The 15,297-nt window shown below is 54.6% G+C and carries 12 protein-coding genes and 1 pseudogene; 8 read left to right on the forward strand and 5 right to left on the reverse strand.

Features of this window, described 5'->3' with window-relative positions; all coding sequences use genetic code 11:
• Nucleotides 1-106: 106 nt before the first annotated feature.
• From COMA1_RS11455 to COMA1_RS11465, 3 genes are all read right to left on the reverse strand, one after another.
• Entirely contained in the window at nucleotides 107-1,825 is a 1,719-nt protein-coding gene (locus COMA1_RS11455; protein ID WP_090748542.1) for a M36 family metallopeptidase, read from the reverse strand.
• Nucleotides 1,826-1,893: 68 nt separating this feature from the next.
• On the reverse strand, nucleotides 1,894-2,106 hold the full coding sequence (locus tag COMA1_RS11460; protein ID WP_090748544.1) for a hypothetical protein: 213 nt from the start codon (nucleotides 2,104-2,106) through the stop codon (nucleotides 1,894-1,896).
• The gene (locus tag COMA1_RS11465) at nucleotides 2,103-2,444 is read right to left on the reverse strand and encodes a PilZ domain-containing protein (protein ID WP_090748546.1); all 342 of its coding nucleotides are present in this window, start codon (nucleotides 2,442-2,444) and stop codon (nucleotides 2,103-2,105) included. The genes COMA1_RS11460 and COMA1_RS11465 overlap by 4 nt, the downstream gene beginning before the upstream one ends.
• A 102-nt stretch (nucleotides 2,445-2,546) precedes the next feature.
• Between COMA1_RS11465 and lnt the strand changes: the two genes are divergently transcribed.
• The 7 genes from lnt (at nucleotide 2,547) to COMA1_RS11500 (ending at nucleotide 10,851) form a co-directional block, all read left to right on the forward strand.
• Nucleotides 2,547-4,163 (forward strand): apolipoprotein N-acyltransferase, encoded by a 1,617-nt coding sequence (lnt, locus tag COMA1_RS11470; protein ID WP_090748548.1) that lies wholly within the window; start codon nucleotides 2,547-2,549, stop codon nucleotides 4,161-4,163.
• A 21-nt stretch (nucleotides 4,164-4,184) separates the two neighbouring features.
• Nucleotides 4,185-5,331 (forward strand): peptide chain release factor 2 gene (prfB, locus tag COMA1_RS11475; protein ID WP_218055362.1). Its coding sequence is split into 2 segments (ribosomal slippage): nucleotides 4,185-4,253 and nucleotides 4,255-5,331, totalling 1,146 coding nucleotides; the frame shifts between segments, so codons are not numbered across the junction.
• A 38-nt stretch (nucleotides 5,332-5,369) separates the two neighbouring features.
• Nucleotides 5,370-6,854, forward strand: coding sequence for a lysine--tRNA ligase (lysS, locus tag COMA1_RS11480; protein ID WP_090748550.1), 1,485 nt, complete (start codon nucleotides 5,370-5,372; stop codon nucleotides 6,852-6,854).
• Nucleotides 6,855-6,856: 2 nt separating this feature from the next.
• Nucleotides 6,857-8,134 (forward strand): lipoprotein-releasing ABC transporter permease subunit, encoded by a 1,278-nt coding sequence (locus tag COMA1_RS11485; RefSeq protein WP_090748552.1) that lies wholly within the window; start codon nucleotides 6,857-6,859, stop codon nucleotides 8,132-8,134.
• Nucleotides 8,135-8,232: 98 nt separating this feature from the next.
• The gene (locus tag COMA1_RS11490; RefSeq protein WP_090748554.1) at nucleotides 8,233-8,895 is read left to right on the forward strand and encodes an ABC transporter ATP-binding protein; all 663 of its coding nucleotides are present in this window, start codon (nucleotides 8,233-8,235) and stop codon (nucleotides 8,893-8,895) included.
• A 180-nt stretch (nucleotides 8,896-9,075) separates the two neighbouring features.
• Nucleotides 9,076-10,230, forward strand: a complete 1,155-nt coding sequence (traF, locus tag COMA1_RS11495; protein ID WP_090748556.1) for a conjugal transfer protein TraF — start codon at nucleotides 9,076-9,078, stop codon at nucleotides 10,228-10,230.
• Between the two features lie 33 nt (nucleotides 10,231-10,263).
• Entirely contained in the window at nucleotides 10,264-10,851 is a 588-nt protein-coding gene (locus tag COMA1_RS11500) for a hypothetical protein (RefSeq protein WP_141654316.1), read from the forward strand.
• 365 nt (nucleotides 10,852-11,216) lie between these two features.
• Here COMA1_RS11500 and COMA1_RS21080 read toward each other — a convergent pair whose 3' ends face one another.
• Nucleotides 11,217-12,137: a lactonase family protein gene (locus COMA1_RS21080; RefSeq protein ID WP_176698002.1), complete on the reverse strand. Its 921-nt coding sequence runs from the start codon at nucleotides 12,135-12,137 to the stop codon at nucleotides 11,217-11,219.
• A 787-nt stretch (nucleotides 12,138-12,924) separates the two neighbouring features.
• On the opposite strand from COMA1_RS21080, the gene COMA1_RS11510 reads away from it, so the two are divergent.
• Entirely contained in the window at nucleotides 12,925-14,016 is a 1,092-nt protein-coding gene (locus tag COMA1_RS11510; protein ID WP_090748562.1) for a glycosyltransferase, read from the forward strand.
• 371 nt (nucleotides 14,017-14,387) lie between these two features.
• Here the strand turns inward: COMA1_RS11510 and COMA1_RS11515 are convergent.
• Nucleotides 14,388-15,149 (reverse strand): annotated as a pseudogene (locus tag COMA1_RS11515) (IS5 family transposase).
• Nucleotides 15,150-15,297 lie beyond the last annotated feature (148 nt).

The raw sequence follows: 15,297 nt of genomic DNA on the forward strand, positions 1-15,297 counted from the left end.
GCCACCTATAAAGGTCATGCCAAACATGGCGCGGATTGATGAGCCTGGCGCTCGCGGGCAGCAAAGACTGTATCAGCAGCCTTGGGCACTACTGGGTGCTCTTCGGCTACACCGTCACTGTGAATCCTCGGTTCTGAAGAATAGTCCGAATGGTATTCACCTGCGAAGAGGGATAGCCCAACCCAATCGCTGCGGTGACCAGCGCATTGGCCGCCTGATTGAAGGATGTGTCCGGGGTTAGCAGAAAATGATGCTGGAGAATCACCTTATCGGCGTTTGTTGCGCCGAGCGCGGCCCGAATCTGCCACAGGGCGGCGGACCACATTTCTCCATCGTCGTGGACCTCGCCGACGACTGACTCTGGGTAATGCTTGGTCCCGTCTAACCGGCGAAGACAGGGAGGTGTTGCCGATGAGTAAGAGGTCGCATCCCACTCGGCAAGACAGACGTCTTGGAACCCACCGCTGAGCTGAGTGCCAAGCGTACCTGCCCAATAATCCCCGAAACCCTCCCCGATCGAATCCGCTTCCAACGTCGTTCCATAGCCAGGAACCTGGTTATCGAGGATTGAATGACCATATTCATGCCACACGACATCGGCATCCTCCGCGTCGTCGACGCCACCGGTCCCATAAGTGATGCGCTTCGTGGACGATTGATAGAAGGAGTTATCTTTTTTATAGCGATCGATACTGAACACCTGTTGCCGATTGTTCACATTGGAAAATCCCAGGGATTGGATATAGCGCTGGGCATAGTCCAAATAGTAATAGCCCATGGTTTCGCTGAAGCCATCGGAGTTGCGATCGAACACAAACGTCTGGCTCGCCGAGGATACCCGCCGCTTCGAAGCGCTGCTGGAAGCATAGGTCCCGTCAAGAAAGCCGTTGCCATCCAATCCCGCCAGCGTCACGGAGCGGTAGGCTGACTGAGGGACAGCCGAAGCCGCGTCGGCCTGATCGCTCAAGTTATTGTCGCGTGTAGCCACGATTGCATTCACCAGAAACACCTGTCCCGTCCCGGTAGCATAGCGATTCAAATCCTGTGCAGGCGCGAGCGCTCTCCCTGTCTGTGCATGTACAAACACCTGCCAGGTCGGCCCAGAGGTAGGGATAACGACTTCCCATGCGAGCGCGGGCGTTCCCGTGTTGCCGTAGATGACCAGCTTGGCCGAAGGTCTAGGTCCTTCAACCGGCTCCTCTTTATCACTCAGCCCAGGAGGGATTTGTCCATGCGCTGTCTGGATAGCTTGCTCTGGCTTCAGTGAAGGAAACACCATGGGCAATTTCGCCGTCGGCACAGTCGTATTGGTGAGGCCGACAACGTGGCCAGCACGATCAAAATGAATCTTCAACTCTCCACCATACACCGGCACGCCATCTGGTCTTTGGCTAAACACATATACGCGGCCCATCGGCGTCTCACGGCTGCTGGCAAGAGAAAAACCGGTGAGCGCTGCATCGAGCTTGAAGAGAGCTGCCTGCGACGAAAGGAACTCGCGGGCCGCGGCTTCGGAATCTCCCGTCGCCTTTGATAGGATCCCGTACACAGCTTTTGGAGTACCCCAGAGATGACTCCAGCTAACTGATACGGGACCAGACGCCTTGCCCGCCAAAGCAGCCCAAAGCGGAAGGAGATCTAGATCTGGATGGCCTTGCGGCTGAGATTCGGTTGGACCTCCATGACGCTTAAGATGCCCATCATCAGGAGCAGTAGCTTGGGCAATCCCAATACTGACGATCATCACCACAATCGAAAGTAGAAACGGTCGGATTGAAGAATACGTGGTGCCGCGCATCTGATCCCCCTTAGGTAAACACTTCATGGAAGGACCAGGATCCTAGCAATGGAGGCGGAGAACGTCAACGGAAGGAGTGTAGTCTGGAGGTCTTTTTACTTCTTGTTTCGACAGAGCAAACCCAGCGAGCTCCCCAGGGCCAGGCCACTGAAGAAGGTCAGACCGAGGATCACGCCGAGCAGTGAGGTGGGTGGGCCCGCTTGGCGACGGATATAGCGGCCCGCCTGGGAACCAACGGTGGCTTCCCCACCGATCCAGCTGCGAGGATCGTCATACTGTGTTTCGTTCAGATGGTTCAGGGGCTTCATGACTGCCTTTCTTCATCCAACGCGATATAGTCGTCGATGAGCTGTTCCAATTCATCCAACTCCCGGGGTTGGAGATCGACAAATCGTACCCCAAAGGTTCGATCGACATTCCATTGCACCCGGGCTTGTTCAATCAGGATCGGGGTGTCGTCTCCTGGAACAACCAATTTGACGGCGATGTGCCTCCCTGGTTGAACCACGAGGGAACTTTCGATCTGGGCGCCGCTCAGTGACACATCCCGGGTCTCGCCTTCCACCTCGTGCGAGTTCACCCGGACCAGGCTTTTCACGTGAGCGGGAACCCGACGATGCTGACGACGCTCCATAGAATTGAGCATACCCCATCCAGACCTGGAAAAGCACCCGACATCCTCTCAAGTCGATGATTGTTCGGGCATTCCCTTGCAAGTCATCTAAGCTTTTCGTTAAGGTACGGTACGATGGACGGGGCTCGTTCGCGCCAACTCATCTTTGCCTGCGCGAGTGGGTTGTTTCTACCCCTCTGCTTCCCCAAGTTCGACCTGGGTTTACTGGCCTGGATCGTCCTCATTCCTCTTCACCTCGCACTCGACCAATGTTCCAAGCTACGGGCGTTTTGGATCGGCTGGCTGAGCGGATTGATCGGGTTCACCGGCATTATGGCCTGGGTTGTCACCGCCATGACCACGTACGGCAAGGTTCCAGAACCGGTGAGTTACGCCATCCTCTTATTGCTGACCTCGTACCTGGGACTCTACACCGGCCTCTACAGTCTCGCCGTCGTCTGGCTGCGCGACCTCATCCCACGCTATGGGATTTTCTTTGCACCATGCTTCTGGGTGGCCCTTGAGTTGCTCCGTACCTACCTCCTCTCAGGCATGCCCTGGTGCCTTCTGGGTTATTCTCAATACCGCGAATTGGAATTGATTCAGGTCGCAGACCATACAGGCGTGTACGGCATTTCATTCCTCATCGTCCTGGTGAATCTGGCTCTGGCGGAACTGGTCTTGTGGCTCATGCCCTTCTTCAGAGGAGTTCACCCGGTCAAGCTTCCCTGGGAGCTCCTCACAACCGCAGCTTCCTGTATGGTGCTCTCGTGGGTCTACAGCTCGGCGGTCTTGAACGATCGCAATACACGAGATCCGAACACTTCCATTACTGTTGGAGTCGTCCAGCCGAACATCGATCAAGCCGTGAAGTGGGACAAGGCCTTCCGTAATGAAACCATGCAGCGATTCGATCGGCTGACCGCCGAACTAGGAACCGGCACCGATTTGGTTGTGTGGCCAGAAGCCGCAACACCGTTCATCTTGGAGCGTGAAAAAGAGTATCAGGCGCAACTGGTCGCGTGGGCGGAACGCGCCCAGGCGCCCCTTCTCCTCGGGAGCCCGGCCTTACGGTTTTATCCTGATCGCCGCCCGTATCTCTTGAATAGCGCGTACCTGCTCGGGAGAGATGGGACACTGCTTGGGCGGTACGATAAATACCATCTTGTCCCTTTTGGAGAATACATTCCGCTCAAATCCTCGTTGTTATTCTTCCTCGATAAGCTGGTAGAGGGAATCGGTGATTTTGAGGCAGGCCCGGGGCCGACCACGCTCTCCTTCACGCCAAAGTCATGGGGAACAGAAGGTTCCCCTGGTTCACGACCCGTCAAGTTCGGTGTGGCAATCTGTTACGAAGTGATTTTCCCGGATTTGGTCCGTCAGTTCGCCGCAAACGGCGCGGAGTTTTTGGTGACGATCACCAATGACGGATGGTTCGGGCCATCCTCAGCTCCTGCCCAGCACTTTGCCATGGTCGTCTTTCGCTCCGTGGAGAATCATGTCGCCTTCGCTCGTGCCGCCAACACGGGCATCTCCGGGTTCATTGACCCCTTCGGACAGATCATCCACACGACTCCTCTGTTCACGGAACAGGCCTCCCACGCCGTGATCCCGACCAGGCATATTCCTACCTTCTACAGTTATTACGGCGATGTGTTTGCCTACGCCTGTGTTATACTCTGCGCGCTTTTGTGCCTGTTTGGATATTTCCGCAGCAAAGAACCAGTCATGACGGCCATCACACCGGCATGATCGAAGAAGGAGGATCGTGGCATGTTAGAAGAAGTAGACGCTCGTGTTCGGGTCCTGGCGGATCAGGTCTCGGAATTACGGGGGCATCTTTGACTTCGCTCACATGACCTCCGAGCTGCAAGAACTCGAAGCGCAAATGGGCCAGCCGCACTTCTGGAACGATGCCCGTGCTGCGGCTGCTGTGAGCCGAAAAAAGACGACGATCGAACGAGAGCTGCAGCAGTGGCGAGAGCTCGAAACAAAAATGGACGATGTGGGCGCACTGCTGGAACTGGCACGAGAGAGCGGGGACGCCGGCCTGGAGATGGAGCTCACGGCCGAATTGAGCCGGCTGGAACCGCGCTTGGCCACGTTGCGGGTCGAGCTGCTCCTGTCGGGTGAGCTGGATCCCAATAACGCGATTCTGGCAATTCATCCCGGTGCCGGCGGTACCGAGTCGCAGGATTGGGCGCAAATGCTCCTTCGCATGTATGTGCGGTGGGCGGAGCAGAAGAAATTCAAGGTGGACACGTTGGACCTGCTGGCCGGCGATGAAGCGGGCATCAAAAGCGTCACCATTTCAATCACCGGCCCCTATGCTTACGGGTACCTGAAAGCGGAAGCCGGCGTCCATCGTTTGGTACGCATTTCCCCGTTCGACTCCAACAAGCGGCGGCACACGTCGTTTGCGTCCGTTTTCGTATATCCGGAGTTGAGCGAGGATATCGACCTCGTGGTCGAAGACAAGGACCTGCGGATCGACACCTTCCGCGCGGGAGGTGCCGGAGGCCAGAACGTCAACAAGGTAGAAACCGCCATCCGCATCACCCATCTCCCAAGCGGGATCGTCGTGCAGTGCCAGAACGAACGGTCGCAACTTCAGAATCGAAACGGGGCGATGAAGATCCTGAAAGCGCGTCTCTTTGAACTGGAGCAGAAGAAAAAAGAAGCCGAATTTAACGCCATCGTCGGAGAAAAGAAAGATATCGCGTGGGGCAGTCAGATTCGATCGTACGTCTTCCAGCCCTACCAAATGGTCAAGGATCACCGAACAGGCCATCAGACCAGTGTGGTGTCCTCCGTCATGGACGGCGATCTTGATGGCTTCATTGAAGCCTATCTCACCAAAAAGATTACAAAAGGGAGCAGTCAGGCACCAGCACTGAGTGATCAGGATGACGATCTCTAGAAGCTGGTGGATGAACGCTGAAGACTTAGAGAGACCCAATGGATGAACTGAACGAACAGCGGCAGCAACGAGTGAAGAAACTTGACCTCTTGCGAGCGGCCGGTATCGCTCCGTATGGAACCCGCTTCGATGTGAAAGATCGCGCCGGGGACCTGCTCTCGCTGCACGGAGAGAAAAATAAAGAAACACTCGAACAGGAAAAGGTCTCCTGTACCCTTGCCGGACGTGTGGTTGCTCTGCGGCGTTTCGGCAAGGCGGGATTTGCCGTCTTACAAGACGGATCCGACCGCCTCCAGGTCTACCTCAAGAAAGATCTCCTGTCAGAACAGGCCTATACCGTTGTCGAACAACTCGATCTCGGTGACTGGATCGGCGTCACCGGAACGTTGTTTCGCACCAAGACGGACGAATTCACGGTCGAGGTTCATCACCTGACGTTTCTCAGTAAGGCCCTTCGTCCGCTGCCCGAAAAATGGCATGGGCTGACCGACGTTGAGACCAGGTATCGACAGCGCTACGTGGATCTGATCGCCAATCCCCAAGTCCACCAGATCTTCGCTACTCGGAGCCGTATCATCGCCGGAATCAGATCATTTCTCATCGAGCGAGGGTTTCTGGAGGTGGAGACCCCGATGATGCACCCCATTCCCGGGGGCGCAGCCGCAAAACCTTTTGTCACGCATCATAACGCGCTCGGCGTGGATCTCTATCTGCGTATCGCACCGGAGCTCTATCTGAAACGTCTGATCGTCGGAGGATTCCCACGAGTCTTCGAGATCAACCGCAACTTTAGGAATGAAGGTATCTCGACGATTCACAATCCTGAATTTACGATGCTGGAATTCTACATGTCCTATGCGGACTATCAGGATCTGATCGCCCTCACCGAGGAATTGATCTCCGGTTTGGCTCAACAGGTCTTGGGGAAAACAGTGATTCAATACCAGGGTAAAGAGATCGTTCTCACACCACCCTGGCGGCGCTGGTCCTACCATCAGGCCATTCTGGAGGTGAATCGCCTCGACTCGTCAGTACTCCATGATCGTGACAAGGCCCTGACGGCGGCCAAACAGCTGAATGTTCACGTGGACCCCAAATCCACCTTGTTCGCGATTCTCAACGAGATCTTCGAGGAAACCGTTGAGCCGAATCTTCAACAGCCAACCTTTATCACCGACTACCCAATTGAAATTTCCCCGCTCGCGAGGCGCAAGGATGCAGATCCGGCCTTGACCGATCGATTCGAGCTATTCATCGCCGGCAGAGAGATCGCGAACGCCTTCTCCGAGTTGAACGATCCGTTGGACCAACGTGAGCGGTTTGAAGGCCAAGCGGCTCAGCGTGAAGCGGGCGATGAAGAAGCCCATCTCGTCGATGAAGATTTCTTGCGGGCCCTCGAATTTGGCATGCCCCCAACCGCCGGAGAAGGGATCGGGATCGACCGTCTGATCATGCTGTTGACCGACCAGGCATCCATTCGAGATGTCGTCCTCTTTCCTCAGCTCCGACCGGAGAAATCTTAAGCGTGACTCTTCCCTTTGAAATCTTCGTCGGGCTCCGCTACCTACGCGCCAAGCGCCGGAACCGGACCATTTCGCTGAATACCTTCGTATCGATCGCCGGTATTACATTGGGCGTCGCAGCACTTATCGGAACGGTCGGCATCATGACGGGATTCCGGGAGGACATTCAAAGCAAGATTCTCGGCACCACCGCTCATATCATCGTTCAAGAACGCATCAAAGAGAATATGACCGACTATGATCGCTTGGCCGATAAAGTTCAGACGGTACCCGACGTGGTGGCCGCAACTCCGTTTGTCCTCAGGCAGGTGCTCCTCACGACACCATCAGGCGTGCAGGGGATCGTCCTTCGCGGGATCGACCCAAAACGAGAAGCGAATGTGACGGAGCTCGCCAAAAATATTACGGCAGGACAGTTAGTTGATCTCCTCACACCGATCAAGGTGATGCAGGTTCCTGCCGACGACCCCAAAGGGGAGCCGCGTCCCGTTGAAAAACCAGGCATCATCCTGGGCAAAGAGCTGGCTCTCAGGTTGGGGGTGTTTATCGGCGATACCGTGAATGTGGTCTCTCCCGTTGGACCAATCAGTGCGATGGGCATGGTTCCCAAGATCCGAACCTTTGCCGTCGTCGCCCTCTTCCATTCCGGCATGTATGAATACGATTCGTCTCTGGCCTACATCGAGCTCGGCGAAGCCCAAAAATTTTTCAATATGGCTACCAGCGTGAGCGGCGTGGAAGTCAAAGTCACCGACGTGTTTCGTGCCGCAGATATCGCTCGCACCATTGAACAGGAGTTAGGATTCAGTCATGGAGCCAGAGATTGGATGCAGATGAATCGCAACCTTTTTTCGGCGCTCAAGCTGGAGAAGACGATGATGTTTCTCCTCCTCGTCCTGATCACGATTGTGGCCTCATTCAACATCGTCAGTACATTGACCATGATCGTCACGGAGAAGCAGAAGGAAATTGCGATCCTCAAAGCCATGGGCGCGACCAAGCAGAGCATTCGCCGTATTTTCATGCTCAACGGGTTGATCATCGGATTCACCGGTACCGGCATCGGAATCCCGTTAGGTTATGCGTTTCTCTGGCTGATTCAAACGTTTTGGACCTTCGACCCGAGCGTGTATTACATCTCGACCATTCCCGTGCACGTGTTGGCAGAGGACGTGTTGCTCGTGGCGGGGTCGGCTATTTTGATCAGTTTTGTCGCAACGGTCCACCCGGCCAATCAGGCCGCAAAGCTGGAACCGGTGGCAGCGCTGCGTTATGAATAGACTCACGGGAGTGAGAATTGAGGGCAGAGAACTGAGTCGTCATTCCTATCTCAATCCTTCAAGCCTCAGGCTTCAGTCCTCATCACTCATCACGGAACATGATAAACGTCACCAATCTATATAAATCCTTCTCAATGGGATCCTATGAAGTACCCGTACTCAAGGGAATCAATCTTGAGATACAGCGCGGCGAGCTGGTGGCCATTGTAGGCGCCTCCGGGGCCGGTAAGAGCACCTTGCTCCACATTATCGGCACCCTCGATAAACCGAGCAGTGGAACCGTCACGTTCGACGGGCAAGACCTCTTTCGCATGACCGAGGCGCAGCAAGCGGAGTTCCGCAATAAACGGATCGGGTTCGTCTTCCAATTCCATCACTTACTCGCCGAATTCACGGCGTTGGAAAACGCCTGCATGCCGGCGCTCGTGCAACGTCGCGACCCCACTACTGTTAAAACAGAGGCCACCACCATCCTCACGGAGGTTGGATTGGGACATCGATTGCATCACAAGCCCGGTGAACTATCAGGAGGAGAACAACAACGAGTCGCCATGGCTCGTGCCCTCATGCAAAAGCCAAATGTCGTCTTGGCTGATGAACCGACCGGCAACCTCGATACCCACAGCGGGGATGGGTTGTTTGGATTGATGCGCACGTTGAGCAAGACGCGCGGCACGACCTTCGTGATCGTCACGCATAACGACAAGCTCTCTGCCCAGTCCGACCGCATTATTCACATGCAAGACGGACAAATCGTCTGAAGACGTCTCACCATCCGACGAGAGTCCTCTCTCGTTCGCATTCCTTGTGTATCTCGGGAGCCACCTGTTGGACGACCGCCTCATGCCCCTCACACTGGCCGGTGAGCAACCTGCGATTCCTTGACGAACATTTGATCCTTCTCTAGACTCGCGTAGATTCGCATTTACCTAGAGATTGACATGCACTGTCCATCGCCCTTCCGAACAAGCCTGATAGGCCTATTGTTGGCCCTGTCAGCATGGTCGTCACTCGCATCGGCGGCGGAATTTGTCATCTCAGGCCCTCGCGCCATGGGCATGGGCGGAGCCGGAGTTGCCGTCACAACCAATGCGCTCGCCACCTATTGGAACCCCGCCGGCCTGGCCATGACTCAAACCGTAGACGTTCGCCTTCAAGGCGGTGGGCAAGCAACGGATCGGCTCGGCATCGGGGATGCCTTACATGACCTGGAGAACTTCGATCGTAACGATCTCTCTCCGGCAAACCAGGTGAAAGCTCAGTCAATTGCCGACCGTATCAATCGACCAGGTGCGATGGTTTCGGTCAACGGATCAGCCGGGCTCTATTTCAAAGGGCACCTCGGTGAACATGCATTCGGATTCAACGTATCGGATGTCGCCACGGGGGGTGGATTCCTCGCAACGCCCGTTACGGTCACCCCACCAGCTGGGCCAGGATCACCGGTTACCGTGACTGGTCAGATGGCCCTTCGCGGCCTGGAAGCCAGGCAACTAGCCTTTTCCTATGCCTATGCCTTCGCCGACAAGACGTTTTCTATCGGGATAACGGCAAAGGTCATTCAAGGTGCGTCGTACAATGGCTCCACTGAACTCCAAGGGGGAAGTGGGGTCAGCACAACCGATCACTTCGGGAAACCGAACATCTCTACAACCTACGGAATTGACATGGGGGCAATTTATCGGCCATCCTCCTGGATTAGAGTCGGAGTTGTCGCGAAAGATCTCAACACCCCGACGTTCGATGCCGCCGGTGGGGGCACTTTGAAATTGGAACCCCAAGTCCGAGTCGGTCTCGCAGTGAACCCCTATTCGACTTTGACCTTAACAGCCGATGTGGATGCGACATCGAACAAGACCTTTGTCCCAGGGGTGAAGAGCCAGCTGTTGAGTTTGGGTCTTGAACAGACGATTTTGTCGGAATTTCTTTCGTTTCGGATCGGAACATTCAAAAATATGCAGGATGCATCAACTCCATTTATTCCGACAGCGGGCCTGGGGATGCGGTGGTTTAATTTCCGGGCTGATGCCGGTGGGGGGTATGACTTTCGTGAAAAGGGTGCGCTCGTGTCCGCTTCAATTTCCTTGACGTTCTAATGGTATACTAAACCTATGCGAGCTCGATCATCTGTGAACATCCTATCTCTCCTATTGTTTGTCACATTACTCAACGGTTGCGGGGGATTGCAGGAAGTGTGGGAAGGCCCCGGCGCCAGGGTATTTCGACCTCAGACCATCGCGGTCCTGCCACCGATGGCCAGCCAGTATGACAGCGCACGCGAGGATATTCAGGATGTCCTGGTGGGAGCACTGAACCGACAAGGCAATATTGAGCGGGTCGTCTCGCCTGAAAACGTCACAGACATCTTCCAGGCCTCGAAAGAGGCGTTTGATTCACTTGTGTTTTACTTTTCTCGTTTGGAGATGACCGGACAATCCGACAAAGATTCGGCCGTCAAGCTTGGGAAAGCACTGAACGTCGATGCATTCCTCGTGGTTCGCGTCAATTCTTGGGAATACGTCCGCAAGGAAGGTGATAACGTTGGACGAGTGGGACTGAGTCTTCGACTAATCGATGCTGCCACAGGCACGACAGTCTGGAAAGCCCGCCACGAACGGTCAGACAGTTATATGTTCATCAAGCCGAGTCTCAAGGACATTGCACGAGAGCTTGCCAGCGAGATGATCAAATACATGCCCCCGACGGCCAAGAAGTAAGACTCTCGCGTCATCTCCTCAATCCGCAACGCACACTTGTCCCATACTAGAAGCATGATTCATAGCAACTGGATCGGATTTCGTCTTTCTCGCCTATACTGAGCTCCGTCGACGCATTACTAACCCTACCGATGTGAGGGGTCACTAACCGGGCTTGTGCAACACCGGACCCAAGACCATCGCTCATGTTTTGTTCCAGTGAATACAAGGGATCGATCAGGAAATCTCGGATCACATTGAGCTTGAAACGAGAACGACCGGCCTCTTACGAAGCCGGCCGTTACACGACTAATCAAATTTGCTTTCTGTGCAGCTCTACCGGAGCCACTCAGAGAGCACTATCTGCTCCCTCTCAAAGAAGGAACTCAGAGTGGAACGCTTGACTGAAACGTCAGTTCCCCAGTTGCCGGATTGATCATATAGACAAAGATATCCTTCGTATCACGATGCACCACATAGACAAACTTTCCCGTCGGATCTACCGTAATACCCTCCGGGTCGCCGCTTGCAGCAACCTTTGGTCCCACTGTCAGCACGCCTCCCGCATCAATTGTATAGGTCGAGATAGTATCTGCCTGGCCATCTGTCACATAGGCAAACTTCCTGGTCAGATCAACCGTCACACCCTCCGGGCCACTCCCTGTGGAGACGGGCAGACCCGGCACCGGTGCTAGTTCCCCTGTTGGATTAATGCTATACGTCGAGACTGTATTCGATTTCTCATTTGTGACATAGAGAAATGATCCAGTTGGGTCTATCGCGATCGCATTTGGGCCTAAACCAGTTGCTAAAGGCACGTTGGGCACTGTCACATCCTCCAATTTTCCCGTTGTCGCATTAATCTTATAGGTTGAGATAGTGTCTGCTCTAAAATTCGCGACATAGGCCCGTGTTCCCGTGCTATTGATGGCGACGGCATCAGGACCTCCACCCGTAAGCTTATGCTCTACCAGTTCCAGCAACCCGTTCGCGACAATCCTATAGACCGAGACGGTATCCGAGTCAAAATTTGTGACATACACGAAGTTGTGCGCCCAATCCACGGTGATAGAAGCAGGCCTATTTCCTGCTGGAACCGGCGAACCCAGCGATGCCAGCGCTCCGTCCGTTCCAATCGCATAGGCCGACACTGTGTCCGAACTAAAATTCGTCACATACGCTAGCTTCCTGGTGCTGTTTGCTGCAATGAACGTCGGTTGAAATCCCGTACAGATTTCCCCACTCGATGTCAAAACTCCCGAGCTCTCGACCTTATACCACACGACCTTATGCGAAGAAGTCTTCACCGCATAGGCGAAGCCTCCAGTAACGGCAGGAGGTCCCTGGGGAACAGGAAAGCCTACAGGCGAGGAAGAAGTAGGGTCGCAAGGATTTCCTGAGGTATTAGTATTATTAGTGCTATTGTTAGCGGAACACCCAACTCCCGCCGCCACAAGCAGACACACAGACAGCCCTGACGACAGTAAACGAGAACGCTGCTGGAACATAGATTGATACATATCTCCTCCCCCCTCCAATAAGTTACAGATCGATCTCCGATTGAGCGTTTTGTACGTTAACCGAACTATCGCCGTGCCCTCAAGACACTCGGGCGTATCAATGCCCCTACAGAAGATGGGAAAAGGAAACTGATGTGGTTGCCGATCGTTAACACAGTCGGCAGCCCGACTCATACCTGTCTGAATGGTCAGGTCACACACCTCAAACCGTCTCGTGATCAGCTCCTCCACCCCGTCTATCTCCAAGACATTTACAAACCATTGACACAAATCACGAGCTAGCATACATGCTCAATGAATCAAGAACCGCTACAGACGCTCCGTCGACGTAACGATTCACGCGGTGATGACTACCTTCATTGCCACCGACAAACGTCTCGTCCTACTGGTCAGTCCACTGTGATATTCTGCATGAAGGAGCTGAGGCGGTGAGGATCACGATGACATACCCGTCACAGGTGCAACCACAGAAGCACTGCCCAAAGGGACCTCGCGCCAGAAGAGACCCCTCACTCAGCACGCGCGTCGATTGTCTGTTCTGCAATAGGCTCGGGCTCAGAAAGGTACTACACGCATGCGTGCGTTGAGGCTTCAGCTGTCAATCGTCGTGCCTACATTCAACGAGTCGCAGAATATCCCAGAGTTGCTGCGTCGCCTCGAAGTGACACTTAGCCTGACAGGCTGGGAAATCATCTTCGTTGATGATGACTCGCCCGATGGGACGGCAGCCGTCGTACGCGATATTGCACGGACTGATCCTCGGGTTCGTTGTCTGCAACGGATCGGCAGGCGCGGATTATCGTCGGCATGTATTGAAGGGATGATGGCGGCATCGGCGCCCACCATTGCGGTGATGGATGCCGATTTGCAACATGATGAAACGATTCTGCCCACAATGCTCACCGAGATCGAGGGTGGGGCGGATGTGGTAATCGGAACCCGTTATGCTGCTGGTGGTAGCACGGGTGATTGGAACGAATCGCGCAAGGTCATGAGTCAACTTGCGACGACTGCAAGCCGATTGATTCTTCAACAGCCCCTCTCGGATCCAATGAGCGGATTCTTCATGCTACAACGGAAGGTGTTGGAGTCAACCGTCCACCATCTCTCGGGTTTAGGCTTTAAAATCCTACTCGATGTTCTCGCCACCGCCAAGCAGCCACTGCGCATCACGGAAGTGCCCTACCGCTTCCGAGATCGTCTCGCCGGGGAAAGCAAGCTGGATGAGATGGTCGTCTGGGAATATGCCATGTTGCTGGCGGACAAGACGATCGGTCGTTATGTCCCCGTGCGCTTTCTCGCCTTTTCAGTCATCGGCGGTATCGGTCTCTTCGTCCACATGGCGGTACTGAGCGTTGTATTCCATGGACTGGACTGGGCCTTTACCACTGCTCAATCTGTGGCGACAGGCACGGCGATGACATTTAATTTTACCCTCAATAACGTTTTAACCTACCGGGACGCTCGGCTACGAGGAGTGGCCTGGTTCAAAGGGCTCGTGAGCTTCATGCTCGCCTGTAGTCTCGGCGCTTTTGCCAACGTCGGCATCGCCTCCTATTTATTTGAAAACCGAACACAGTGGATCATCGCGGCGCTTGCTGGGGTCTTGGTCGGCGCTGTGTGGAACTACGCGGTGTCTCAAATCTATACCTGGGGGAAAAAGTAGGGGAAGCTCCTTGCGCATCCTCATTTGAGATTAAAATTACTAGGCTCAGGACTCATTAAGTTTGTGGGTTCCCCCCGTAAGTGATTTGTGCTTCACTATGGCGGGAGGTAGCCATGAGTGAGAAGTTTCTGTTGACCAAGCAGCGGTTGTACGTTCAGTAGATCACGAACAGTTGATGCCTTACGACCATTACTGTTCCTTGCTGTCGTTGGCCTGTTGCTCGTGAGAGAGAAGCGGTGTGTGAATAAACGCTGATCGCACATGAACCTGAACATATTGCTCATGTGAGGGTTATGGATCGTCCTGTTGCGCTGAAACAACTTCGACGAAGGTCGATTGGTATCACATACTTGGTCGATTAGGCTCAGGACTCATTCTTTCAGGTAGAAGATGATGGTGGCTGCGAGACAGATTGCCGAGAAGAAGGTGTGAGCACACCGATCATACCGCATAGCAATCCGGCGCTAATCCTTGATCCGCCTGAACATGATCTCGATTTTGTGCCGTTGTTGGTAGAGGGTTTTGCTGTAGCGGTGCCGTATCGTTCGGTTCTTGCGTGGTGGAATGCATGGTGTGACACCCTGCTTCTTGAGGGCGGTGATGAACCAATCCGCATCATACCCGCGGTCGGCAATCAGATGTGTGGCAGGCGAAAAGTTGGGCAGCAGGCATCTCGCGCCAGTGTCATCGCTGGTGTGCCCGGCGGTCAGTAACAAATGCACCGGCTTACCCTCGCCGTCGCAGACTGCGTGGAGCTTGGAATTCAGGCCACCTTTCGTGCGGCCAATACCACGGGGTACTGCCCCTTTTTGAGTAGGGCTGGCTGCCGTTCAGTGAGCCTTGAGATGGGTGGCGTCGATCATGAGACAGTCTTTGGTTCTGGACGGTCTCGACAACTCGCGGAAGATCTTGTGAAAGATCCCCGCTCGGCTCCAGCGTACAACCCGGTTGGAGAGGGTCTTGTGCGGGCCATAGGCCGTCGGCGCATCCTTCCACTGAAAGCCGTACCGGATCACATAGATGATTCCGCTGATCACCCGCCGATCATCCACGCGCGGCACACCGTGCGACACCGGGAAATAGGGTGTGATCCTGTTCAACTGTTGTCTGGTTAACAGAAACTCGTCACTCATGGCCACCTCTCAGCCAGAGTGAAGCACCAATCAGTTCCCGGGGGAAGGCGAAACCTTAATGAGTCCTGATCCTAGATGACGGGTAGCACGTCCAACACGCAGTACGCGCATTCACCGACGCGTACTCCCAAGAGCTCCGGTTACTGGA

The organism is Candidatus Nitrospira nitrosa (assembly GCF_001458735.1).
Lineage (GTDB): Bacteria > Nitrospirota > Nitrospiria > Nitrospirales > Nitrospiraceae > Nitrospira_D > Nitrospira_D nitrosa.